The sequence below is a fragment of the Polyangium sp. y55x31 genome, assembly GCF_029946505.1.
Classification (GTDB): domain Bacteria; phylum Myxococcota_A; class Polyangia; order Polyangiales; family Polyangiaceae; genus Polyangium.
In genome coordinates, this window is record NZ_JARZHG010000013.1 from 1 (window position 1) to 23681 (window position 23681).

Consider the following 23681-nt stretch of genomic DNA (forward strand, 5'->3'; position numbering starts at 1 on the left):
CGATCCCCACCTGCCCGCCCGGCTGCGCCGGCTGCACGCCGCCCGGCTGCGCGCCGCCCGGCTGCGCCGGCTGCGCGCCGCCCGGCTGCGCGCCACCCGGCTGCGCCTTGCCGCCGCTCTGGGACGGAGCCACGGGCGGCGACGGGGCCTTCGGGGGCTCGTTCACGAGCGCGGGCGCCGCGCACATGTCGTACACGCGACCCGTCGCGGTGCGCGTGGCGAGCTGCTGGTTGCCCTTGACCGCCGTGTCGAGGCGCGCCTTGCAGAAGTCGTTCATGTTGCCCTGGAAGTTCTGGATCTCCTGGCACGAGAGCGAGAAGCTCTGCGTATAGGAGACCTGGACCTCCTTGAAGCGCGGGCACATCGTCTGCGAGACGGGCACCGACACCGCTTGGTCCTGCCGGATGATGTAATACTTGTCCGAGCTCAGCGACGCCGTGATCTGCCGCGAGTTATCCATTTCCACGCGGTCGGTCTGCTCGGCCTCCCACACGAGCTGGGTATCCTCGCAGGTCAGCCGAATCGCGTTCGGCTGGCGCTGGCTCTGGAACGCCGCGGGGTTCTGACAGGCCGACTGGAGCTGCTGCCACGAGAGCTGCTTGAGCCCCGCGTTCTGGCCAGCCCCCGTCTCCGCGAAAGCCGTGGCGCCGAGAGCGAAGGTCGAGACGAGAGCGGCGGCTGCGATGTGCTTGAGCATGGGATCCTCCTCCACTTCGTTTCGCGTTCCGAGACCGGGCGAGCGCGCCTCGGCCGGCTTCGTTCACGCACCGAGACCCAATTGCAAGGCGCTTGCCGTACCCGTTTCCGAGCGCATTTCCGCGCGAATTCGTGGTGCCGCAGCTCCGGAGGCGGATCCCGTCCGATCAGGACGGATACAGGGAGCGGGCGTCTTCCCGCACATGACCGGCACGGACCGTCACGCCCGACCGATACGGATTCGCCCGGCGTCCGTCCATGCAGGGAAGCATCGACCGTCCCTGCACACCAAACCCATTCGTCAGTAACGGAAGCCCATGGAGGCCATTTGCCGCTTCATCGAGGAAATTCGCGGCGTTTTCGCGGGCGTGGGCACCTCGTGTGCAGGCAGGAGGCGGGTCGGGACGGACGCGGCGGTGTCCTACGAGACGAGGGGCAGGCGCGCCGTCGATTCTGTCCATCTTGCCGATCCTCCGTGATCGGGTGCATGATGAGCGCTCGGGCCGTGCACGCGGGAGAGAGGTGGAGTCCATGTTCTCGATGGATGGCATTCCTTTCGCGCCGGGAACCTCGCCGTTTCGCTGCAAAGGCGTGCTTTACGTGGACACGCTCGATTTCCTCGACGAAAACGTGCGCGGCGGGCGCGCCGCGGTCCTCGATCGGGTGACGAATGCCGCGCTGCGTGAATTTCTCGGATGCGCGTTCGTGGTCGGCGGCTGGTACGACGTCTTTCCGCTGCTCGCGATGCACGGGTCGGCGTCCGTGGTGATGGCGCAGCCGTTCCTGGAGGTCATTCGAATGGTCTCGCGGGCGCGAATCCCGCGGCAGTTCACGGGGCTCTACCGGTTCCTGCTCAAGATGGCGTCGCCCGAAATGACGATGCGAAACCTGTCTCGCATCGGCGGCGCGTATTACGATTTCGTGCGCGTGGACGTGGCGGAGGTCCGGCCGAAGACGTTCGCGTCGAGCGCCTCCGGTGTCCCTTCGATCGCGGCGCCGGCATACATGGCGGCGACGGAGATCGGGGTGGTGCACGCGCTCGAGCTCGCGGGCGCGCGGCGGGTGCGGCATCGGTGGCTTTCCCAGGTGCCGGAGGGGCGCGTGCACGGGATGGACGTGGTGCGTGTGCGGCGCGAGGTGAGCTGGGAGTAGCGCAGAACGTCGACAAAAACCCGAAGGTGCGCTAGTCGGTCGGCCGTGGACCTTCTACGCGAGTTCTTCTCCAAGCTGCGCCACCTCGAGGAGCTGCTCACCTGGGGCGGCTACCCGGTGCTCATGGCCATCATCTTCGCCGAGACCGGGCTGCTCGTGGGTTTTTTCCTCCCGGGCGACTCCCTGCTCGTGACGGCGGGCGTGCTCGTCAACGCGAATCTGATCAACCCGCTCCAGCTCTCCACCTTCTCGAACCTCCTGCTCTTGAACGCGGTGCTCTGCGTCATGGCGATCGTGGGCGATACGGTGGGCTACTCGATCGGGTACAAGGCGGGCCCGAAGCTCTTCAACCGGGAGCAAAGCCTGTTTTTCCGGCGCGACTACCTGATCGCCACGCAGAAGTTCTACGAGAAGCACGGCGGCAAGACGATCGTGCTCGCCCGCTTCATGCCGTTCGCCCGCACGTTCGCGCCCGTCGTCGCCGGCATCGGCCAGATGAGTTATCGCCGCTTCATCACGTTCAACGTGTTCGGCGGCATCGGCTGGGTCGTGTCGATGACGTTCCTCGGCTACTTCCTCGGCAAGGTGCTCGGCGCGAAGGAGATCGAGAAGGTCGTTTACCTGATCATCGTGATTTCGGTTTTGCCGCCCATCGTCGGCGCGGTCCGGACGCACCTCGCCTCGAAGAAGGCGGCGGCCGCGGAGAAGGCGAAGTCGTCGTAATTCAGGCGGGGAGCGGCTCGGGGACGACACGCATGTAGATGCTGTCCTGTGGCCGCAGCGTGATTCCCGGTTCAGGCACGATGGTCTGTCCGGGAACGAGGTCGAGGCGGACGCGGCGCAGGATCGTGGCGAGCACGAGCGTCCCCTCGACCATGGCGAAGCTCGATCCGATGCACTGGCGCGCGCCGCCGCCGAACGGAAAATAAGCAAAACGAGGCATCCGCGCGAGCGCGCCGCCGGCGAAACGGTCGGGATCGAATCCTTCCGGGTTCTCCCAGTACGCGCCGTGGCGGTGCGTGACGTAGGGACTCATGAGGACGAGTGATTCCTTGGGGATTGCATATCCCCCGACGACGTCGTCCTCGGCCACGCGCCGGGTGAGCATCCACGCGGGCGGATAGAGGCGCATCGATTCCTGAAAAATACGGCCGACGAGGTCGAGGGCGCCGACGTCGGCGAAATCCGGGAGGCGGTCGCCGAGGACACGGAACACCTCGGCGCGGGCGCGGCGCCGGACGTCGGGGTGCGTGGAGAGCAGGTAAAAGGTCCAGGCGAGCGCGTTCGCCGTGGTCTCGTGCCCCGCGGCGAACATGGTCATGACCTCGTCGCGGAGCTGGCGGTCGGTCATTCCTTCGCCCGTCTCGGGGTCGCGCGCGGTCATGAGCATGGAGACGAGGTCGGTGCCGCGCTCGGGCGCCTTGCGGCGGTGCTCGATGATGCGGAAGACCTCGCGGTCGAGGACGGCGATGGCCTCCTGAAATCGCCGATTGTCGGGGGTGGGCACGCTCCGGGGGATCTTGAGGAGCCGCGTGAGGCTCTTGCGGCTGTGGTCGAGGATGAAGTCGAGGGCCGAGGCGGTCGCGGCGGCGTCGATGGGCACGTCGGTGCCGAGGAGCGTCTCGGTGACGATGCGCAGGGCGACGCGCATCATCTCGCCGGCGACGTCGACGGGCGCGTCGGGGCGGGGCCTTCGCATCCAGCCGTCGACGAGCTCGTCGGCGGCGCGGACCATGACGCCGGCGAACGCGGCGATGTGTTGCTTGTGAAAGGCCGGCTGTGCAATGCGGCGCTGCCGGCGCCAGAAGGCCCCCTCGCTCGTGAGCAAGCCGTTGCCGAGGACCGGGCGGATCGCGTCGAGGCCGGGGGTTTGTTTGGTAAAACGATCGGCCGCGTCGACGATGACGTGCTTGATGTGGTCGGGGTGGCGGAGGAGGTGGGCGACGTGCCGCGGGCCGGGGCCGAATTGAAAGCGGACGACGTCGCCGTAGGTATCGGCGGCGTCGAGGAAGATGCGGATGCGATCGCGGCGAAGCGCGGGGAGGTTGCCGAGGAACGGTATCCCCCGAGGTCCCGGCGCGAAGGGGGCGGAGGGCGAGCGCGAGGCGGAGACGGTCGTCACGGGGGCAGCCTAGCAGCGAGGCGTCGTCGCGGGGAGATCCGGTGTAAGATGTCGATATGCGAGCGCAATCGATCCTGATTTCGGTGATTTTTGCGGCCGGCCTGTCCGCGGTCGTCGCGGCCTGCAGTGACGAGGGCGATGGGACCACGGGGAGCGGGGCGTCCGGCGCGGGGACGGGTGCGTCCGGGGGCGGAGGCGGAATCGGGGGCGGGAGCGGCGGCGGCGGCGGAATCGGGGGCGGGAGCGGCGGCGGGAGCGCGAGCGGCGGCGGTAGCGCAAGCGGCGGCGGGAGCGCAAGCGGAAGCGGTAGCGGCGGCGGAGGCGGGAGCGCGAGCGGCAGCGGTGGCGGCGGTGGCGCGGGGGGCGGCAATGGCGTGGGCGCGCCATGCAACGGGGGCGTCGGCGGTTGTGATCCGGGTCTTTATTGCAATGCGCCGGGGTGCGGGGCGGGCGTTTGCGCGCCGAAGCCGCCGCCGGGGCTGCAATCACAGGACGAGGACGTCGTGTGCGGCTGCGACGGCGTCACGTACTGGAATGCTTCGATCGCCGAGGTGTTCGGGTCGAGCGTGAAATCGGCGGGGGCCTGCCCCGCGGCCGAGGCCGTGACCTGTGATCCGCAGACGCCTTGCCCCGCGGGTCGCCAATGCAATCGCAAGGTCGCGGCGGCGAACGCCTGTTCGCCCATGGCCACGGGCGTTTGCTGGGGCATGCCCATTTCGTGTTCCGTGACCGGGGCGAAGGCGAAAGGCTGCGCCGGCGGGACGTGCTTCGATCAGTGCAGCCTGATCCAGAGCCAGAATCCCTGGTACGACGACGGCGGCTGTCCCTGAGGCAGGGGGCGGGGGAACGGGGGGCGGGGAGCTTCGTGGTTACTGCGTCGTGATCGCCTTGAGGTCGAGCATCTCCTCGACGCTCGGCACCACGATGACGTCGCAGCGGCGGTTCTTCTGCCGGCCCTCGTCCGTGTCGTTCGAGGCGATCGGGTCCGTGTCGCCGAAGCCGGCCGCGCTCCACTTCGCGGTCGGCATGTTGCCGCCCTTCTCGCTCACCAAGAAGAGCAGCACCTCACGCGCGCGCATGAGCGACAGGCCCCAGTTGTCACGGAAGACGCCGCCCGCGAGGGGCTTGTTGTCCGTGTGCCCCGCGACCTGGTAGTCGCGGCCGAGCAGCGAGGCGTCGTTCTTGATGATGCCCGCGACCTTCGTGAGGATCTCCTGACCCTCTTTCTTCAGCGTCTCGCGGCCCGAGTCGAAGAGCACGTCGCCGGGGAGCGAGATGACCATGCGGTTCTTGCGGATGTTCACCGCGAGGCCGAGCTTCGTGAGCTCGTCGAGCTTCTTGCGCAGCATCTCGAAGCGCGCCTTGATCTGCTCGAGCTGCTTGGCGCGCGCCTTGTACTCGGCGAGCGCCTTCTCGCGCTCTTCGAGCGTCGAGCTCAGCGCCGACACCTTCGTCGCCGACGCCTGCAGGCTCTCGTTCAGCTTGCTGATGTCGACGCCGGCGTCCGCCAGCTTCTTCGTCAGGTCCGAGACCTTCGCCTGCTCCCCCGCGAGCTCCTCCGCGAGCTTCTTCTGCGCGGCCGCCGCGGCCTGGTCGTTCGAGTTCTTCTCGGCCAGGAGCTTGTTGTACTTGTCGAGCTGCGCCTGCCACTCTTCCTCGGAATAACCGCAGCCGCTCACAGCAAGCGCCGCGGCGAGCGTGGAGGCAGCAAGGATGCGCACGTTCATGACGTTCTCCCCGGTGCATCCCAGGGGAAAAATACGTCCCTGGGACGAGCAATTCCTGAACGGTAGCGAGGTCGTCCGTCCCGCGAAAGTCCATTCCACCGAAAGCCCCGGGCGGATCCCGCGCTCTCGGTCCTTCATGTAGGGATTCTTGCTTCGAAGGACCGGGGAACCCCCTGCCCGACGGCTCCGGTCCCCTCCCGAGTTGTGATCCTGCTCGCTTGCCGCACCCGCGAAGGACAAACCAGCGGCATCGCGACGGACAAACCAGGCTCCAGGGAGACAAACCGGGCGGACCCGAGATCCTCCGCTGGATCGCGCCGATCTCGGTCGCATACATCCCTTCCCTGACGGAGACGGGAAAACCCTCGGAGCAACGGCCTTGACTGCCCGATGGCCCGCTTATTCCCGATGCGCCAGATCGTTCGCGTTCGCCGGGACCGAGTTCGTCCCGGTCCGGTCGCGCCGCCGCGCAGGCAGGAGAAGGGCGCGGTGGCGACGCCGCGCGACTCCGGCCGCGCCGCCGCGTCGAAAAAGACCCAACCGCCGGAGGAGGTCCGATGCGATCCGTCCGTCCGAGTTTCATCGCTTCCGTGATCGTCTGCGCCTCGCTCGGGGCGACCGCGGCCCACGCCGCCCCGCTGCCCTCGCCCGCGGACACGCTCGCCGACGTGCTGCGACAAACCGCCGCCGTGATCGAAGGCGACATCGAGGACGTGAGCTTCCGTTTCGACGAGGTCGAGGGGCCGCGGACGGTCGCGACCGTGAAGAACGTGTTCGTTCACCTGGGAACCCTGGGCAAGTCGCCGCCGAGCTCGCTCGAGATCCGATCGTTCGGCGGATATCTGCCCGACGGTCGGGAGATCGTGGCGACACACGTGCCCGAGCTCGCCCAGGGCAAACGGTACTTCCTGTTCCTGCGCAACACCGAGTGGACGCTGTCGCCGATCGCGTTCGGGCACGTGTTCCGCCTGGACACCGTGGGGAAAAAGCGCGCGCTCGTGGACGCCTACGGGCGGCTCGTGGCAGGCGTGGGCGCGACGGAGATCCTCACCGGGCCACCGCTCTGGGTGCAGCCGAGCGGCGCGGTGGATGCTTCGACGCCGCCAAGGCTCTCGACGTGGATCACGGAGGCCGACGTGGATCGGGCCCTCGACGTGGTGGAGCTCGCCGAGGCGCTGCGCGTCTTCGCCCGCGCGACGGGCGCGTGGCCGCATGGATCGTTCTCACCGGCGCCGATGTCGGCCGGGCCGTGGCGTCGCGTGACGACGTGGCACGCGCCCACGCCCACGGAGAGCCCCGCGAGCACCGAGGGATTACTCGCGTGTTTCGACCCACCCGTGGGCCTGTCCGACACGTCCTCGAAGGAGCTCGCCGTGTGTGAAGACGGAGGTGCGCCGTGATGCGTGTGCATCTGTCGATCGTCGCCGCGTGTCTGGTCCTCGCGTGCCTCTTGCTCACGAGCCGCGCCGAGGCGTTCCGCTTCCTCACGTGCAACGGCAAGAACGTCCGCTGGCCGTCGTCGTTCGGGCTCGTGCAGAACCTCTGCAGCATCCCTTCGGGCTCGAGCCAGGCGAAGGCTTACGCCGCGGCGATCGGGCAGTGGCGCGGCGTCGGCGGCATGCAGGACGTCGTCTACCACTACGGATCTTGGTCCTCGAACCACTGCTGGGTGGATCTCGACGACGGCTGGAACGACGTGGCGCTCGTCGAGTCGTCGAGCATCGACGGCTCGCTCGGGACGACGGTGGTCGTGCGGAGCTGCGATCGGATCGACGAGGTGAACGTGCTGCTCGCGAACCTGTCGACGCAGAGCTTCGACAACCCCGACGAGGCGTTCGCCTCGGGCGCCTGCCCGTACAGCCCGACGCGGACGGGAAGGTCCACGTTCCTCCACGAGCTCGGTCACGCGCACGGTTTGTCGATCACGTCCCCGGGCGGTCCGGACAACCACACGCTCGACTTCACGATCATGCGGCCCTCGCCGCCCGTGCCGCTCGGCGGCGGGCCGAGCGCGATGTTCGCGCAGCCCATGCCGGACGACGCGGCCGGCGGGCGCTTCCTGTATCCGTCGACGCTCGGCGAGACGAACCTGATGGCCTCCGCGCAGCGCCTCACGAACGGAAAGATCCAGAGCACGGCCTCGTGGCAGACGATCCAGCGCTGCCGCGGCGACACGTTCTCGTTTCACTTCACCACGGCCAACACCGGGACGAAGAGCGTGGCATCGGACCAGCGCTTCTTCATGGCGACGAGCCCGACCGCGCACGCGTGGGCGGGGATCACGCTCGGGACGTGGTACGGCGCGACGGTCAACGCGGAGAAGCAGGTCCACCCGAGCGTGACGACCACGGTGCCGTGCGGCACGCCAAAGGGTTTGTACTGGCTCTACCACCAGGTCGACGCGGGCAACGCGGTCGTGGAGAGCTCGGAGAGCGACAACGTCATCCACAACCCGCTCACCATCCAGGTGCTCGACTGCGGGTGCTGAAGCCAGAGGATACGTCGATGAAGGACGAGAAAAACCTTTTCTTGCTGCGCGCGTGCGCCGCGACCGCAGCCCTGAGCGCCACCGCCTGCTCGGTGGGGGACGTGAGTGATCTGTTCGCGTTCCGGACGACGGCCGTGACCGACGACCTCACGATCAAGACGTCCGACGGGCGCATCTTCCGCGGCGATCCGGCGAGCATCGAGGTGCGCGCGCCGCTGCCGAACGGACCGCCGGCGACGGCGTCGGTGGCGCTCTCGACGGCCGATCGGCGCGGCTACGGGCTCAGCGTGGCGTTCGACATCAGCACGGACACGCTGCTCGCACAGAACTTCTCGGTGACGCTCAGCGACGGGTACGGCGGAGGGACGCTCGCGCATCTATCCCAGAGCGGCGCGCAGATCATCGGCCCGGGGACGCTCTCGTTGCGAACGTCGTCCGGCAAGATCACGGGGCGGTTCGAGACGGAGGACGAGGCGTTCGCCGCGGGGTCGATCGACGGGCGGTACGAGGTGGTTTGTCTGGTCCTGCCAGAGATGCTGGGCATGCCGCCGAACGGCGAGGCCTCGCAGGGGACGTGGATCCTCGTGGAGGACGAGGCGAAGACGAGCAAGTTCTGCCAGACGTTCGCAGGGCTCTAGGGCAAACCGTCGCGGGAGGGGCGCGCGGGCGCGAGCTCGCTCTGGAAGCGCATGCGCCGGAGCGATCCGTCGACCATGATCGCGAGGCGCTCCATGACGACGCGCTCGTTTGCGCTGCGCGTGGCGAAGACGTACGCGAAGCACCGCTTGGCCCAGCCGCCGAAGGCGAGCACGAAGCCATCGGTGGGCTCGCCGTTCGTCGGGCGTGGGCCGAGGAGGACCTCGACGAGGGTGTCGTGATCCGGAGGCACCGCGAGGCCCGAGGCCGAGACGAGGCGGCTTCCTTCCCGCGCGGGCAGGTCGCGCCAGGTGCGCGCGCGCGCCTCGCATCGCGCGCGGTTGCCGACCTCGTCCTCGCGCCACGTGCGCACGAGCAGGACCGAGTTCGTCGCGTCGTGCCGAGCCACGAGCCATCGCTCGGTCCGATCGTCGACGCGGAAGGCCGCGCCGTCGGGCAGCGGGAGCGAGAGATCGAAGCGCGCGGACGTGAACGTCGTGAAGGACGAGGCCGCGGCGATGGGGTCGGGGGCGGGCTTCGGCGCCGCGCTCCCCGCGGAGGGGAGCGGGCGCGGCGGGTTTGTCGAGGGGGAAGCGGGCGCGCTGCCGCAGCCGCAGACGAGGGCGGCGGCGAGCGCGAAGGGCGCGCGCACGATCAGACGCGCGTGAGCCACTCGGGGTGCGAGTTGTCCTCGCCGCGCACGATGCCGAAGAAGCGCTGCTGCAGCCTGCGCGTGATCGCGCCGACCCCGCCCTCGCCGATCGTGCGATCGTCGACCTCGCGGATCGGCGTGACCTCGGCGGCCGTGCCCGTGAAGAACGCCTCGTCGGCGAGGTAGAGCTGGTCGCGCGTGATCATCTCCTCCGACGCGGGGATGCCCTCCTCGCGCGCGAGCGTGAGGATCGTGTCGCGCGTGATGCCCTCGAGGATCGAGGCCGAGAGCGGCGGCGTGAGCAGCCGGCCGCGGCGCACGATGAAGATGTTCTCGCCCGAGCCTTCGCTGACGTAGCCGTTCGGATCGAGCAGGATCGCCTCGTTGTAGCCAGCGATGCGCGCCTCGCGCTTGGCGAGCGAGCTGTTCGTGTACTGCCCCATCATCTTCGCCTTGGGCAAACCCACGTTGATGTGGTGCCGAGCGAACGCGCTGATCTTCGCGCGGATGCCGCTCTCGGTCGCGCCCTTGCCGAGGTACGCGCCCCAGTGCCACCCGACGACCGTGGTGCGCACGGGGTTGTCGTGCGCGTACACGCCCATCGGCCCGTCGCCCATGTACACGAGCGGGCGGATGTAGCCCTCCTGCATGTCGTTCTGGCGAAGGAACTCCACCGTCGCGTCAGCCACCTGCTGCTTGGTGAAACGCGGCTGGATCGCGAGCAGCCTGCACGTGTCGAAGAGCCGATCGATGTGCTCCTTCAGCCGGAACACGTACGTGCCGCCATCGGTCCTGCGATAGGCGCGGATCCCTTCGAAGGCGCCGAGCCCGTAGTGCAAGGAGTGCGTCAGGATGTGCACCTTGGCGTCGTCCCAGTCGACGAACTCGCCTTCCATCCAGATCTTCTTCAGCTTGTCGACCATCACGCGCTCCTTCGGAGGTTCGTCGTTCCGAGCTTCTTTCGATGCCGCTTCCCCCGCGTTCGCCGTCCGCTGCGAGGGGGAGTGCGAGAGAGGAAGTAGCCCGATCCCGTCATCGTGCCAAGAGCGCCAGCACGACTCCCGTACCGCCCTCCTCCTCGGGTGCCGACGCGAACGCGGCCACATGGTGGGCGACCGGACCCTGGCTCAACCACGCCGCAATCTCCCCGCGCAAGACGCCGATTCCGCGCGGCGAGTGGTTCCCACGACCGTGGATCAGAGCCACGACGCGATCTCCGTCCGCGCGCCGTTTGCGCACGAACTTCTCCACCTCGCGACGCGCCTCTCCTGCGTTCATGCCGTGCAAATCGAGCCGACCATCGACCGTATACGCACCGCGTCGAAGGCGTCGCAGCTCGCGCGGATCGACGTCGAGTCTGCGGCCCTCGATGCGCTCGCCGTCATCGGTGACCTCGAAGCGGACGCCCTCGGCGACGAGGGAGTGCAGCATGTGACGCGCATCGGCATCGAGGTCCTTCGTGACGCGCTGAGCCTTGGATTTCGGCTCGATCGGCGTGGACGAGCGAGGGACGCGCGCCTTGCGATCCTCGAGCGTGCGCACGCCCGCCATGTACATCGCGAACGTCTCGGCGTCGCTCGGCAGGACCTCCGGCTCGGGCTGCTCGTTCGTCAACTGTACAGGTACACGTTGCGGCGCCTGCTTCTTCGCGCCGCCTTCCTGTTTCGTCGCGGACGCAGATTTTTCGGGCTTCGCAGCCTTGTCCGTCTTCTCGCCCTTCTCCGCTTTGCTCTTGCGTCCCTTCGACGCGAGCTTCGCGAACGGTCGGAAGAAGGGACTCTCAGCCGCCTGTTTGCTCGGCTTCTTCTGCGTCTTCTTGGTGCTCGTTCGCCCGGCCCGCGCCTTCGTCGCCATGAGAGAGAACTTCACCCGAGAGCGCCCGCAGCGCAAACCGCACCGACTGAATTCCCGTCAATTGCCCGTCCTCGAAGTGCCAGTCGGGGTCGTCGAGGTCCGGGAAATCATGGGGATTGCGGATGTCCTCCGGCGTGAGCCCCGGCAAGAGGCGCCGCGCCAGGGAGAGGACCTTCTGCCGCTGGTTCTCCTCCATCGCCTCGACGAGCGAGAGGACGCGCTCGAAGAGCTGCTTTGCATCCGGACCATGCATGGGGCGGAGCGTAGCAAAAGGCCCGAGGTGTCGAGGCGTCAACGCGGGCGACGCTCACGCCTCCGGATGATCCGCCGGAGCGATCAACGCGGCCATCTCCTGCACGCGTCGCTGCGCCTCCTCGGCGGAGTAGAACATGTGCAGCGCCTCGCGGATGCACGGCAGAGCTCGCCGGAGCCCGTCAGCGCCGAGCGCGCTCGTATCGACGCCGGCGCGGCCGCACGCCTTCGAGAGCACGCTCCGCGCGAGCAGCGGCGAGAGCCCCATCGCGGCGACGATGCACGGCAGAAGCGGGCCATCGGAGGCCGCGCCGCGCGGTCGCGAGGCGGGTGGTTTGTCGGCGCTCGCTGCGCGTGAAGGTGTCGTCGCTCCCTGCACCGCGCGACGGTTGCGGAGGAGGTTCCGGATTTTCGCGCGTACGGCGTCGAGGTTCACGCTCTTGTGGAGGAAGTCGGAAGCGCCCGCGTCCGTCGCGCGCCGCGCGAGGGCCGGATCCTCGCTCGCCGTGAGCATGACCGTCGGCGTGGACTCGCGGCCCGGCATGCGCCGCAGCCTGCGGAGCGTCTCGATGCCGTCGACGTCGGGCATCACGAGGTCGAGCACCACGCAGTCGACGGACTGCACCGCGAGGAGCTCCAGCGCCTCGGTGCCGGAGCGCGCGAGCACGACGTCGTGGCCGTCTTCGCGCAGCTTGCAGGCGAGCTCCGTGAGGAACGTGGGGCTGTCGTCGACGGCGAGGATGCGTCGCGCGGCGGCGACGGGGCCGGTGTCGTCGCCGCTCGTCCGCTCGCAGAGCGCGCGCGCGCGGCGGATGAGGTAGGTGATGTCGTAGGGTTTGCCCACGTACTCGTCGGCGCCCGTGGTCAAACCCTTCACGCGGTCGTGCACCTCGGCCTCGGTGGAGAGGACGATGACGGGGAGCTGGTCGAGGTCCTCGCTCGCGCGGATCATGCCGAGCAGCTCGATGCCGCTCCCGTCGGGGAGGATCACGTCGAGCACGGCGAGGGAGAAGGTGCGCTCGCGAAGGGCCTTCTCCGCTTCGCGCTTGGTCTCGCACGTGGTCACGGAGAAGCCCGCGGCCGAGAGCGCGCCGCGTAGATCCATCCGGACGGTGAGGCTGTCGTCGACCACGAGGACATGCGGTTTCATCGGACCCCCTTTTCCCCCAACCTTGCTTCTTTACACGTTTCCCCGAACCGGGCGACCGAGTGCGAGCAGGGTGCGCGCGAAGTCACCGATCGGGAGGATCCGGCTGGCAGCGCCGAGCCGGATGGCCTCCCGCGGCATGCCGAAGACGACCGACGTGGACTCGTCCTGCACGAGCGTCGTCGACCCGGCGCGCTTCATCGCGAGCAAGCCGAGCGCGCCGTCCTTGCCCATGCCCGTGAGCAGGCAACCGATCGCCGTCCTGCCGACCTCTTCGGCGACCGACTCGAACAGGACGTCGACCGAGGGCCTGCACGAGTGGCGCTCCGGGCCGTCGTCGAGCCAGAGCCGCCCCGCGCGCACGACGAGGTGACGCTCGGGAGGCGCCATCACGATGCGCCCCGCGCCGGGCGGAGGCAAAAGCTCGCCGTGCTTCGCCTCCGTGACGGGGAGCCGCACCACGCCGCCGAGCCACTCGGCGAACGCGCGGCCGAAGGGCTGGCCGATGTGGATCACGAGCAGCACGGGGAGCGGGAACGTCTCGGGGAGCTCTCGCAGGATCTGCACGAGCGCGCCCGGCCCGCCGGTGGAGGCGCCGATCGCGATGAGCGAGTGCGACGTGCCCGTCTCGGCGAGCGGAAGCGGCGCGGGCACGACAGGCGTGCGCGGCGGGATGCGCTCGGGCATGCGCTCGGGGATGCGTTCGGGCGTGCGTGCGCGGGGAGGAACCAGGTGCGGCGTCGGCGGAAGCGCCGGGTTCGACTTGAGCTTGGCCCGCGGGTGCGTGATCACGCGGATCTTCGCGGCGAGCTTGACCGTCTCGACGAAGCGCCGCGACCAGTCCTCGTCGGGTTCGTCGCCGGTCGGCTTCTCGATCACCTCGAGCGCGCCGGCCCGGAGCGCGTCGTAGGTTTTGATCATGTCGCCGCGGTTGAACGAGGCCGACACGATCACGATCGGCGTCGGGCAAAACGCCATGATGTGCTCGGTGACCTCGACGCCGTTGCCCTTCTTCAGGATCAAATCCAGCGTGACGACGTCGGGCCGGAGCGACTCGCAGAGAGCGATGCCGCGCGCCCCGTCCTCGGCCTCGCCGACCACCTCGCAGCCCGGATCGGCCATGAGCGTTTGGACGAGGCGGCGCCGCACGGTGAGCGAGTCTTCGATGACGAGGACGCGCGTCTTGCTCATGAAGCCGCTCCCAGAAGCTCGGCGACCTTCCGGACGAAGTGCTTCTGGTCGAACTCCCCCTTCACGATGTACGCGGAGGCTCCGGCCGCGGCTCCCTTGTCGCGATCCTTCGAGGTGGCGAGCGAGGTGACGATGATGACGGGCACGTCTCGCAGCGCGGGATCCGCGCGTGTCGTCGCCGTGAACTCGAAGCCGTCCATGCCCGGCATCTCGACATCCACGATGAACAGGCCGTACTTGCGCGCCTTCGCCTTGCGCAGGCCTTCCTCCGCGGACGCGCTGAGATCGACCTCGTAGCCGGCCGACTCGAGGATGCTCTGCTCCAGCATCCGCGTCGTGAGCGAGTCGTCGATGACCAGGATCGGCAGCCGCTTCGGCGCCTCGCGCCGCGTCGACGTCGCCGCCTCGCGGCGCGCGCCCGTCCGCGCGAGCGCAGGCGGATCGAGCACGAGCAGCGGATCGCCCTGCGCGTCGAACGCCGCGCCCGCGACGGCCGCCGGCGCCCCCGCGCCCGGCGGCAACGGCCGGAGCACGACGTCCATCGTGCCGAGCAGACGATCCACGCCGAGCGCGATCCATGCCTCGCCCGACTGCACGATCACCGCCGAGCAGGCCTCTGGCAGATCGTGCCCTTCGCTCGCGGGCGCGAGCACCGCGCCGAGCGGCGTGAACGGCACGGCCCGATCGCCGAACAGGATCCGCTCACCGCCCGGCCCTTGCAGCCGCTCCGACGCCGTCACACGCCGCGTGCCGCGCACGGCGTCGAGCGGCACGAGCGCCGTCGATCCGCCGAACATCACGGACAGCACCGGGATCGACGAGAGCGACACCGGCACCTCGATCTCGATCGTCGTGCCCTCGCCGAGCTTGCTCGAAAGCCGCACCGATCCGCGCAGCCGGTTCGCCACCTCGCGCACCACGTCGAGCCCCACGCCGCGGCCCGAGATCTCCGTCACCTCCGCGGCCGTCGTGAGCCCCGAGCGGAAGACCAAGGCGAGCGTCGCTTCCTCGTCGAGCTCCTCCTCGCCCTTGGCGAGGCCACGACGCACGGCCGCTTGCCGCACGGCCGCGACGTCGATCCCGCGCCCGTCGTCGCTGCAGCGGAACGCGACCATCCTGCCGCGCCGCTCGATGTCGAGGTGGATGCGGCCGACCTCGGGTTTGCCCCAGCCGATCCGCTCCTCGAACGACTCGATGCCGTGATCCACCGCGTTGCGGATCACGTGCAGGAGCGCGTCGCGCACGGCCGAGAGCACGTGCCCTTCGAGCCGCACCTCGCCGCCTCGCGCCGAAAAGCTCACGTTCTTGCCGAGCGCCTCGGCCGTGTCCCGCGTCGTGAGCTCCAGCGTGCCGAGGATCGCGCCCACCGGCAGGAGCCGCAGCGTCGCCGCGCGTGATTGCACCTCGCCGAGCTCGCGCTCGATCCGCCCGAGCGCCGCGCCGATGTCTCGCTCGGCGTGCACGAGGCTCTGCGTGATCTCGGCGATCTGCGCCCCGAGCCGCGAGCCGCGGCCGCGATCGCCGACGGCTTGCCCGAGCTCGAGCTCCTCGCGCAAGAGGACCGCGAGCCGGAGCGCGTGCTGCAGCGCGCCGAAGCCACCGTTCAGCGGGCCGATCTGGATGGACGCCTCCGACAAACCTTCGAGCAGCGCGTCCATGTCCGCGATGTCGACGCGCACCGTCTCCAGCCGATCATCGACCGGCGGTGATGCGGGCTTGCTCTCGCGCGTGCCCTTGCCCTTGTCCTCCGAGGCGGGCGCGGGCGCGATCGTGGCCCCGAGCTTCGTGGTCTCCTCGCGGATCCGTTCGAGGATCCGGAGGAGATCGCTCACGTAATCGCTGGTGATGGCGTCCTCGCCGTCGCGGAACGGGGCGAGCGCGTCCTCGATGGTATGCGCCATCTCGCCGATACGCGTCTGCCGGACCACGCGCGCCGCGCCTTTCAGCGTGTGCGCGAGCCGCATGCAGCGGGCGAGGATCGCCATATCGCTCGGGTTTCTCTCCAGCGCGAGCAGGTCCCGCGTGAGCCCTTCGACGATCTCGTTTGCTTCGTCGCGGAAATAATCCTCGAGCTCGTTCATGGGCGATTCTCCCGGGGCTCGCTCACGACGCGCCCTCGCGGCGCTCTCCTGCCCGCTGCAATGCCCGCGCGACCAGCGATTCGAGGACGAGCACCCCGCGCGCTTGCCCGGCGACCGTCACGATCTCGCGGATGTGCGCGTCGCCCTCCTGCGCCGAATCGACGGGCACGAGATCCGCGGGGCTCACTTCGAGGCAGGCCTCGATCGACGCGACGCCGATGGCGATGGGCTCGTCGCCGCCCGCGATGAGCAGCCAGCGCGGCTTTTCGTTCCACGTCGGCAGGCCGAGGAGCGACCCGAGCGCGTGCACGGAAAAAAGCCGGCCGCGGATGCCCGTGATCCCGAGCAGCCCCGGCGGGCCCTCGGGCAGGGGCACGACCTTGCGGCACTCGTGGACGCCGTCAATGTCGGACAGCCGGATCGCGTAGCCCTGTCCGCCCGCCTGAATGGCGAGGACGAGCTCACCGGATCGGTCAGCGTCGCGGGGCGGGGCGGCGAACGAGGCGTCGAATGCGCGTCGCAGCTCCGCGACGTGTCGCTCCGCTGCAATGGCGGGCACGGGAAGCGGCGCCCCATCGCCCGATGTGTCCCGTTCCTGCGACCGAACATTCATCGTGCCCCCTCGCCCCTGAAAAAAGACTCATGAAGATACCACGAGCCTCGCGCCCCATACAATCCCTCGCCCCCGCACAATCCTGCTCGTTTTGTGCTTTTTTCGTGCGCCCTCGCCCCCGTGGCCCGTCTTGCCGATTGCAATGACCGCGTTCGGTGGGCGAGGGGCCCATGCCGCCGGGACGATCGGCCGGGGTTCACGCGGCCTGCTCCTCGCGTCGGATGAGACGCACGAGGTCCCCGGACAACCCGGAGAGCTGCGAGGCGGTGTTCAATGTCTGTGACGAACCGGCCTCGCTTTCGCGCGCCGTCTGGGCGACGTCCGCAATGGCGGAGGCCACCTGCTCCATCGCGCTCGTCTGTTGTTTCGTGCTGAGCTCGATTTCGCGCGACGCCTCGGCGGTCGAAGCCACGTACTCGACGATTCGCCGGAAGCTCTGCGCCACCTCGCCGAACCGACGTGTCCCCGCCTCCACGGCCTTCGCGCCGTCTTCGGTGGCCATCACCGTCGTGTTCGCCGCGGCCCGGATCTCCTCGATGAGCCGGCGGATCTCCTTCGCCGAGCCGCCCACGCGATCGGCGAGCTTGCGGATCTCGCCCGCCACGACGCCGAAACGCCGCCCCGTCTCGCCCGCGCTGACCGCCTCGATCGTCGCGTTGATCGCCAGGATGTTCGTCTGTTCGCTGAGCTCCGAGACGATGTCGAGGATCCCGCCGATTTCCTGGGATTTCCGCCCGAGATCGAGCATGTGCGCCACGATCTGATCGACCTGCCGCCGCACGGTCTCGATTGCGTCCTGCGCGCCCTCCACGGTGTGGTTGCCGCCCTTGGCGGCCAGCGCCGTCTCGCTCGCGACCTGCGTGACCCGCTGCGCGCTCTCCGAGATTTGACGCGACGTCGTCACGAGCTCGCGCACCGTCGTGCTCACCTCGGTCGCCGCGGAGACCTGGCCCTTTGCGCCCTTGACCTGCTGGGTCGCGGCCGCTTCGAGCTCCGCCGCCGCGCTCCGGATGTGCTGCACGGCCGCGCCGATCCGCGCCCCGAGGCCGCGGGTCACGAACACCGCGACCATCGCCACGATCACCACGGCCGCGAGCGTGCCGAAGATCAGGATCTGGCTCAGCCACGCGGCCGCTTGCTTCGCGTCGGTGTTGCGCTCGGTGAGGAGCTTGTGCTCGTGGGTCTTCATTTCGGTCACGATCCGCCGGATCTGCTCCATCACCTTCGGGCCGTTGCCCTCGATCACGATCTTCACCGCCGCGTCGAACCCGCGGCTCCTCCGCGCCTCGATCGTCTCGTCGATCTCGCGCATGCGCTCCTCCACGAGCGGCCGGAGCTGTTTGACGCGTTCTCTCTGATCCGCGTCCTCGCCGAAGAGATCTTCGAGCTGCCGGAGCTCGCTCCCGACGCCTCTTTTACCCGTGTGATAGGGCTGCAAGAAATCCTCGCGGCCCGTGATCACGAATCCACGTTTGCCCGTTTCGGTCTCGTCGAGCGCCGCGAGGAAGCTCGACAAACCGGTCAATTCCTCGTGCGCTTGCGTGACCGCTTCGCTGGTCGCGAGCAGCCGCTGCGTGCTCCGGTACGAAAAAGCGCCGAGCGCGATCAGAATGAGGAGCGGAAGCAAGAACCCCGCTGCGATTTGCTGCCCGACCGTCCATGACTTGCTCATGAAGCCCGCCTCCCTCTTTCATCCCACGGGCGTCGGATCTCGTCTCGGGACACCCAGCGCGCCGAGCTGGGCCTTGCACAGCTCGAGTAACACTTCCCGCCGAAACCCCCCGCCGAACATCACGATCCGCGCGCGCTCCTCGCGCTGGAGCAATTCGAGCGCCTTTTCGAGCTCCGCGCGCGCCTCTGCGCCCCGTCCCTCGCGCCGGAGCACCATGCCGAGCCGCAAATGCGGCAGCGAGAAGCGCGGATCGCGCCGCTTCGCCTCGCGGTAATGCCACGCTGCCCGCTCGATGTCGCGCTCGTTCTCGCGGAGCAGCCCGAGCAGGTAATGCGCCCCCGTCTCGCATTGCCCCCGCGCGAGCAAGGCGCCGAGCGTGCGCTCCGCGTCCCGCAATCGCCCTTTTTCGCCGTAAATGGCTGCGCGGCAAAGCTCGAGCTCCGGCGGCGCGCCCGCGCCGGCCGACGCCACCACGAGCAGCGCGTCGTCGTATCGCTCCGCTTCGAGTAGATCGAGCACACGCGCGAGCGCGGAGGGCGCCTCCGCCGCGCGCGCCTGGCTCGCGTTCGCCGCGCCCTCGGCCTCCCGCGTCTCCGCGATCCGGGCGATCCGCTCGGTCGAGCGCTGGATTTCCTCCGCCCACGCGAAGGCCCCTTCGCCCGGCGTGGGCAAGGGCGCGCGCATCGGGGGCTCGGGCGGCGGAGGCGGCGGCAAGAGCGCGGGCGTCGTCGTGGCCGTGGCTGCGCTCGGGCTCTTCAATCGATAAAAAAAAGCGTCATGCTCGTGCACGAGCTCGAAATCGTCGGAGATGCCGCGGAGCGATTCGCTGTGGCCGAGGAAAAGATAGCCGCCCGGCAGAAGCGCCCGGACAAACCCAGCGAGCACCCGCCGGAGCGCGCGCTCCGAGAAATAAATGAGAACATTGCGGCAAAAAATGACGTCGTACGTGGCCTCCGGCACGCGCGCGAGCACGTCGAGCAGGTTGCCCTCCTCGAACGTCACGCGGCTCCGGATGCGCGGATCGAGCACGAACGTCTCGCCGTCTTTCTTGAAAAACTGTTCGCGGATCTCCCGCGAGGCCCCGCGCACGGCCCAGGACGAATAACGCGCCCGCCGCGCCTTCTCGATCGCGGCCCCGTTCAAATCGAGCCCCGTGATCGACAGGAGCGGCGAATGCTCCGGCGCGGTCACCTCGGCCGCGATCGCCAGCGTATACGGCTCCTCGCCGGACGAGCAGCCGGCCGAGAGGATACGCAGCTTCCGTCCTCGCGGCCCCACGAGCGCGCGCTCGGGGAGCACCCGCCGCACGAGCGCGTCGATTTGCATGGGCTCGCGAAAGAAATAGGTCTCGCCGACCGTCACCGCCTCGACCAGGCGTTCGAGCGGAATGGGCCCGCCGCTCTTGATCGGCTTTTCGTCGAGGAGCATCTCGATGCGGTCGCGCTGGAAGTTCGACGGCGCGAGGCCGAAGCGGGCCTCGATGAGGTCCTCGATGCCCTTGGCGTCACGTGGGCCGCTCATCGTGCGTCGGCGGCGGAAAGGGAAGCGGCGCCCGGGAGCGAGGCGAATGCATCCGCCGGGAGCAGGCGCGCGGCATCCAGCACCGCGAGCGCCTGCCCATCGAGCGAGCCGAGCCGCTCGACCTCCGCGGGCAATGCCGCGCCGAGCAGCGGCGGCAGCGCTTCCAGGCGCTTCTCGTCGAGCTCCTCGACGCCGAGCACATCCTCCACGAGCAGCCCGAGCCGCCGCTCCCCCGCTCGCACCAGCACGAGCCGCCGCGCTTCCGTTTGCTCGCTCCCGCCCAGAACGGCCGATAGCGATACGACCGGGACGACCTCGCCGCGGACCACGGAGAGGCCCACGACGAAGCGCGGCGCGTTCGTGACGGGGTCGATCGAAAGCGGCCGCATCGTCTCGACGACCGACGACGCGGGCAACGCGCACATCCAGGAGCGCGCCCGGACGAGCAAAAAGGTGCGTCGACCCGTGGGTTCTTCCATGGCTATCGTTCTCCATCGCACGCGCAGACAGCCCTTGTAAAGTGGTCATTCCGCGCTCCCCCCGTCAAAGCACCGACGATCCCCGGTCGAACCGCGAATGGCTGGTAGAGTGTCGGCGTGATGCCGTTTCACCGCAGAGCTTCGCGCCGCACCTTCCACACGTGCTCGGCCGGGTACTTTCGTGCCCATTCGAGCGGCGCATATCCCTCGTAGGTCGTCTTCGCGTCCTCGGGCGGCCGGATCTCGACGAGATCCTCGACCACGAACCCCGAGCGACGGAACAGCCGGATCCACTCGCCGTAGGAGAGCTGGAACGTGGTCGCGCCGTCCGCGTCCTCCCACGGCTTCATGCCGAAGTAATCGTTCACGAGCGCGGGTACCACCAGATCCGTGGCCTTGTCGACGACGAGGTAGAGCAGCGGCGTCGCCATGTTGAAGATGAACATCCCGCCCGGACGCAAGAGCCGCGCGGCCTCCGGCACGGCCTTGTGCGGGTTGGCGAACGTCATCGCCCCGTGATCGCAGAACACGAGATCGAAGCTCGCGTCGGGCAGCGGCACCGCCTCGGCGCTGCCTTGCACGAGCGTCACGGAAACACCTTCACGCTCGACGAGCGCGCGCGCGTGGCGGAGCTGCTCGGCCGAGAAATCGAGCGCCGTCATGCGCGCCCCGCGGCGCGCGAGCGCCACCGACCACTGCGCGCCGCCGCAGCCGAATTCGAGTACGTCCTTGCCCGCGACGTCGCCGAGGATGCGGAGGTCGCGCTCCGGGATGCCCCACACCCCCCAGGTCGGCTCCACGATGCCGAGCTGCTCGGCGTGCTGCGTCTGGTATTCGCTGGCGATTCGGTTCCAGTACTCCTGGTTCTTCGCGACATGATCAGGCATCGACATTGCAAGCCCCTTCAACGTGCTTTCGTTGCGTAACGATATCACGCCCTTTAACCGCAATCGAAACGCAAATCATGCGCGTAGCACGCAATCCGCGCGCCTTCCGTAGCGTGAGCTTTCCGCGATTCATGCGAAGCGCGTGGATCGGGTCGTGGGTTTTACCGATGGATCCGGCCGGGCACGCGAGGTGCACCGCGGGGACGTTCATGGAGCCCATGGAATCGGCGCGAGAAGCAGAGGCCCCGCAGAGCTCGTCGTCCCGAAAGGACCTCGTGCTCGCGAGCCTCTTCACGGCGGTCGGCCTCGCGGCCGTGATCATCGGCCGCGGCGGGCTCGGGGTCATGATCGCCGGCTCCATCGGCTCCGTCGGGGCGAGCGTCGTCGCCGTCGGCCTCGCGGCCGTCGATCCGCGCCTGTCCTACCGCGACAAGGCGCAGGTCGGCATCTGCATCGTGCTGATGATGCTGTTCGTCGGCTTCCTCATCGGCGATTCGGCCTTCATCCTCGCGGGATACCCGCTCCTCGCCCTCGGCGTGGTGGGGCTCGTTCCGGCCCTCCGACGTCAAGCCGCGCCCGACGCCTCGCGCGCAGCCGCCTCGTCCGCGATGCGCGCGAGCTCGGCCCCCGTCAAGGTCTCGCGGGCGACGAGCGCCTCCGCCGCGGCCTGAAGCCCCGCGCGCCGGGCTTCGAGCAAGGCCCTCGCCCGACTGAAGAGCTCGGCGAGCCGGTCGCGCACTTCCTCGTCGATCTCGCGCGCGGTCTCGTCGCTGCAGAGCCGCTCCTCCTGCATCACGCCGAGCAGCGGTGAGCCCACGTTCCGCGTGAGCGCGGAGAGCCCGAGCCGCCGGCTCATCCCGAAGCGCGTGATCATCTCCCGCACGAGCGCGGTCGCTCGCCCGAGGTCGTCGTGCGCGCCCGTCGACGGCGAGCCCTGGCAGAGCTCCTCGGCCGCGCGGCCGCCGAGCAGCACCATCACGCGTGTTTCGAGTTCGCTCTCCGTGAGCACGTGCCGCTCGTCGCGCGGGACCTGGATGGTCACGCCGAGCGAGACCGCGCGCGCCACGATCGACACGCGCTCGACGGGATCGGCCTCGGGCAAGGCGAGCGCGACGAGTGCGTGTCCCGCCTCGTGGACCGCGACGCGGCGCCGCTCGCTCGGCGTCATCATGAGGCCGTGGCGAACCAGGCCGAGCTGAACGCGATCGAGCGCGTCCTCGAAATCGGCCTGCGTGATCTCCGTGCCGCTCCGTCGCGCCGCGGCGAGCGCGGCCTCGTTCACGATGTTCGCGAGATCCGCGCCGGCCATGCCCGGCGTTCGCCGCGCGACCGCGCCGAGGTCCACGTCGCTCCCGAGCGGCAGGCGGCGCGCGTGCACGGCGAGGATCGCCTCGCGCCCGGCGAGATCGGGCCGATCGACGATCACCTGCCGATCGAAGCGACCGGGCCTGAGCAGCGCGGGATCGAGCACCTCGGGCCGGTTCGTCGCGGCCATCAGGATCACGGTCGCGCGGGGATCGAAGCCGTCGAGCTCGGCGAGGAGCTGCTGCAGCGTCTGCTCGCGCTCGTCGTGCGTCGCGAGGGCGCCGAGCCCGCCGCGGCTGCGGCCGACGGCGTCGATCTCGTCGATGAACACGATGCAGGGCGCGCTTTTCCGGGCCTCGGTGAAGAGGTCGCGGACGCGCGCGGCGCCGAGGCCGACGAACATCTCCACGAACTCGCTCGCGTTCAGGGAAAAGAACGGCACCTCGGCCTCGCCGGCGACGGCCCGGGCGAGCAGAGTTTTTCCGGTCCCCGGTGGCCCGACGAGCAGGATCCCGCGTGGGATCCGCCCGCCGAGCGCCCGGTAGCGCGCCGGGTGCTTGAGGAAGTCGACGACCTCCATGAGCTCGGCCTTGGCCTCTTCCACGCCGGCGACGTCGGAGAAGCGGACCGGATCACGCGCCGCGCGGTCGTAGAGCCTGGTTTTGGCGCGCGTGAGCCCGAGCGGCCCGCCCACGCCGCCGCCGGCCCCGCGCCGGAAGGCCGCGAAAAACAGGAGATTGATGACGACGAGCGGGACGATCCACCAGAGCGCCATGATCCAGAACGGCGTGCGCGAGGGCCGCGCGTCGATGGCGACGCCCTTCGTGAGCAGCGCGTCGATGAGCGGCTCGCGCTCCATGCCCGGGATGCGGCCGGTGCGCACCTCCTCGCCCTGCGCGGGAGTCGTCGGCAGGAAGGTCGGTGGTTTTTTCGTGGTCTCGGTGGGGGGCGGGGTTTCGGCCTTCAGCCGGAGGACGACGTCATCGGCCGTGATCGAGGCGGACTCGACGCGCTCTTCCTGGACGAGCCGCACGGCCTCGTCGTAGGGCACGGTGCGCGCGCCCGTGGGCCCGAAGACGCCCGAAAACGCGAGCGCCGCGAAGATCAGGAACGCATAGAAAAGCCAGCTCCATGCGCGTGGTTTCGGATTGACCTCGGGCATTCCAAGGGGGGCATGGAGACGACGGAGCGCCCCAGCAACCCGCT

General features: G+C 69.2%; 22 protein-coding genes and 1 pseudogene. 7 read left to right on the forward strand and 16 right to left on the reverse strand.

The window, feature by feature from the left end; all coding sequences use genetic code 11:
• Window positions 1-697 (reverse strand): annotated as a pseudogene (locus QHF84_RS22665) (hypothetical protein); the annotation flags it as partial.
• A gap of 530 nt (window positions 698-1227) precedes the next feature.
• Between QHF84_RS22665 and QHF84_RS22670 the strand changes: the two are divergent.
• Window positions 1228-1848, forward strand: a complete 621-nt coding sequence (locus tag QHF84_RS22670) for a hypothetical protein (protein ID WP_281315460.1) — start codon at window positions 1228-1230, stop codon at window positions 1846-1848.
• Window positions 1849-1893: 45 nt separating this feature from the next.
• Window positions 1894-2571 carry a VTT domain-containing protein gene (locus QHF84_RS22675; RefSeq protein ID WP_281315461.1) on the forward strand — a complete coding sequence of 226 codons (678 nt, stop codon included), beginning with the start codon at window positions 1894-1896 and terminating at the stop codon, window positions 2569-2571.
• A 1-nt stretch (window position 2572) separates the two neighbouring features.
• Here QHF84_RS22675 and QHF84_RS22680 read toward each other — a convergent pair whose 3' ends face one another.
• On the reverse strand, window positions 2573-3970 hold the full coding sequence (locus QHF84_RS22680) for a cytochrome P450 (protein WP_281315462.1): 1398 nt from the start codon (window positions 3968-3970) through the stop codon (window positions 2573-2575).
• Between the two features lie 56 nt (window positions 3971-4026).
• On the opposite strand from QHF84_RS22680, the gene QHF84_RS22685 reads away from it, so the two are divergent.
• Window positions 4027-4800 carry a hypothetical protein gene (locus QHF84_RS22685; RefSeq protein WP_281315463.1) on the forward strand — a complete coding sequence of 258 codons (774 nt, stop codon included), beginning with the start codon at window positions 4027-4029 and terminating at the stop codon, window positions 4798-4800.
• Window positions 4801-4839: 39 nt separating this feature from the next.
• Here the strand turns inward: QHF84_RS22685 and QHF84_RS22690 are convergent, their stop codons facing one another.
• Window positions 4840-5697 (reverse strand): OmpA family protein, encoded by an 858-nt coding sequence (locus QHF84_RS22690; protein ID WP_281315464.1) that lies wholly within the window; start codon window positions 5695-5697, stop codon window positions 4840-4842.
• A gap of 557 nt (window positions 5698-6254) precedes the next feature.
• Here QHF84_RS22690 and QHF84_RS22695 point away from each other — a divergent pair.
• Genes QHF84_RS22695 through QHF84_RS22705 form a run of 3 tightly spaced genes read left to right on the forward strand, consistent with a single transcriptional unit; the run spans window position 6255 to window position 8823 of the window.
• A complete protein-coding gene (locus QHF84_RS22695) occupies window positions 6255-7097 on the forward strand; it encodes a hypothetical protein (protein ID WP_281315465.1) in 843 nt (280 codons plus the stop codon).
• The gene (locus QHF84_RS22700) at window positions 7094-8185 is read left to right on the forward strand and encodes a hypothetical protein (protein WP_281315466.1); all 1092 of its coding nucleotides are present in this window, start codon (window positions 7094-7096) and stop codon (window positions 8183-8185) included. Before QHF84_RS22695 ends, QHF84_RS22700 begins: the two co-directional genes overlap by 4 nt.
• Window positions 8186-8202: 17 nt before the next feature.
• Complete coding sequence (locus tag QHF84_RS22705; RefSeq protein ID WP_281315467.1) at window positions 8203-8823, forward strand: hypothetical protein; 621 nt, start codon at window positions 8203-8205, stop codon at window positions 8821-8823.
• Here QHF84_RS22705 and QHF84_RS22710 read toward each other — a convergent pair.
• The 12 genes from QHF84_RS22710 to QHF84_RS22765 all read right to left on the reverse strand — a co-directional run bounded on the left by QHF84_RS22710 (window position 8820) and on the right by QHF84_RS22765 (window position 21170).
• A complete protein-coding gene (locus QHF84_RS22710) occupies window positions 8820-9494 on the reverse strand; it encodes a hypothetical protein (RefSeq protein ID WP_281315468.1) in 675 nt (224 codons plus the stop codon). The two genes, QHF84_RS22705 and QHF84_RS22710, sit on opposite strands and share 4 nt — an antisense overlap.
• Window positions 9476-10396: a branched-chain amino acid transaminase gene (locus QHF84_RS22715; protein WP_281315469.1), complete on the reverse strand. Its 921-nt coding sequence runs from the start codon at window positions 10394-10396 to the stop codon at window positions 9476-9478. Before QHF84_RS22715 ends, QHF84_RS22710 begins: the two co-directional genes overlap by 19 nt.
• A gap of 109 nt (window positions 10397-10505) precedes the next feature.
• A complete protein-coding gene (locus QHF84_RS22720; RefSeq protein ID WP_281315470.1) occupies window positions 10506-11327 on the reverse strand; it encodes a Smr/MutS family protein in 822 nt (273 codons plus the stop codon).
• Window positions 11254-11580: a hypothetical protein gene (locus tag QHF84_RS22725; protein ID WP_281315471.1), complete on the reverse strand. Its 327-nt coding sequence runs from the start codon at window positions 11578-11580 to the stop codon at window positions 11254-11256. The genes QHF84_RS22720 and QHF84_RS22725 overlap by 74 nt, the downstream gene beginning before the upstream one ends.
• 54 nt (window positions 11581-11634) lie before the next feature.
• Entirely contained in the window at window positions 11635-12729 is a 1095-nt protein-coding gene (locus QHF84_RS22730; RefSeq protein ID WP_281315472.1) for a response regulator, read from the reverse strand.
• Window positions 12730-12759: 30 nt separating this feature from the next.
• Complete coding sequence (gene cheB / locus QHF84_RS22735; RefSeq protein WP_281315473.1) at window positions 12760-13917, reverse strand: chemotaxis-specific protein-glutamate methyltransferase CheB; 1158 nt, start codon at window positions 13915-13917, stop codon at window positions 12760-12762.
• The gene (locus QHF84_RS22740; RefSeq protein WP_281315474.1) at window positions 13914-15998 is read right to left on the reverse strand and encodes a response regulator; all 2085 of its coding nucleotides are present in this window, start codon (window positions 15996-15998) and stop codon (window positions 13914-13916) included. Before QHF84_RS22740 ends, cheB begins: the two co-directional genes overlap by 4 nt.
• Before the next feature lie 22 nt (window positions 15999-16020).
• On the reverse strand, window positions 16021-16557 hold the full coding sequence (locus QHF84_RS22745) for a chemotaxis protein CheW (protein ID WP_281315475.1): 537 nt from the start codon (window positions 16555-16557) through the stop codon (window positions 16021-16023).
• A gap of 250 nt (window positions 16558-16807) precedes the next feature.
• Window positions 16808-18283 carry a CHASE3 domain-containing protein gene (locus QHF84_RS22750; protein ID WP_281315476.1) on the reverse strand — a complete coding sequence of 492 codons (1476 nt, stop codon included), beginning with the start codon at window positions 18281-18283 and terminating at the stop codon, window positions 16808-16810.
• 18 nt (window positions 18284-18301) lie between these two features.
• Window positions 18302-19804, reverse strand: a complete 1503-nt coding sequence (locus QHF84_RS22755) for a CheR family methyltransferase (protein ID WP_281315477.1) — start codon at window positions 19802-19804, stop codon at window positions 18302-18304.
• Window positions 19801-20283 carry a CheW domain-containing protein gene (locus QHF84_RS22760; RefSeq protein ID WP_281315478.1) on the reverse strand — a complete coding sequence of 161 codons (483 nt, stop codon included), beginning with the start codon at window positions 20281-20283 and terminating at the stop codon, window positions 19801-19803. Before QHF84_RS22760 ends, QHF84_RS22755 begins: the two co-directional genes overlap by 4 nt.
• Before the next feature lie 128 nt (window positions 20284-20411).
• On the reverse strand, window positions 20412-21170 hold the full coding sequence (locus tag QHF84_RS22765; RefSeq protein ID WP_281315479.1) for a class I SAM-dependent methyltransferase: 759 nt from the start codon (window positions 21168-21170) through the stop codon (window positions 20412-20414).
• A 131-nt stretch (window positions 21171-21301) separates the two neighbouring features.
• Between QHF84_RS22765 and QHF84_RS22770 the strand changes: the two genes are divergently transcribed.
• Window positions 21302-21841: a hypothetical protein gene (locus tag QHF84_RS22770; RefSeq protein WP_281315480.1), complete on the forward strand. Its 540-nt coding sequence runs from the start codon at window positions 21302-21304 to the stop codon at window positions 21839-21841.
• On the opposite strand, the gene ftsH is transcribed toward QHF84_RS22770, so the two are convergent.
• Entirely contained in the window at window positions 21736-23637 is a 1902-nt protein-coding gene (gene ftsH, locus QHF84_RS22775) for an ATP-dependent zinc metalloprotease FtsH (RefSeq protein WP_281315481.1), read from the reverse strand. The two genes, QHF84_RS22770 and ftsH, sit on opposite strands and share 106 nt — an antisense overlap.
• Window positions 23638-23681: the final 44 nt, after the last annotated feature.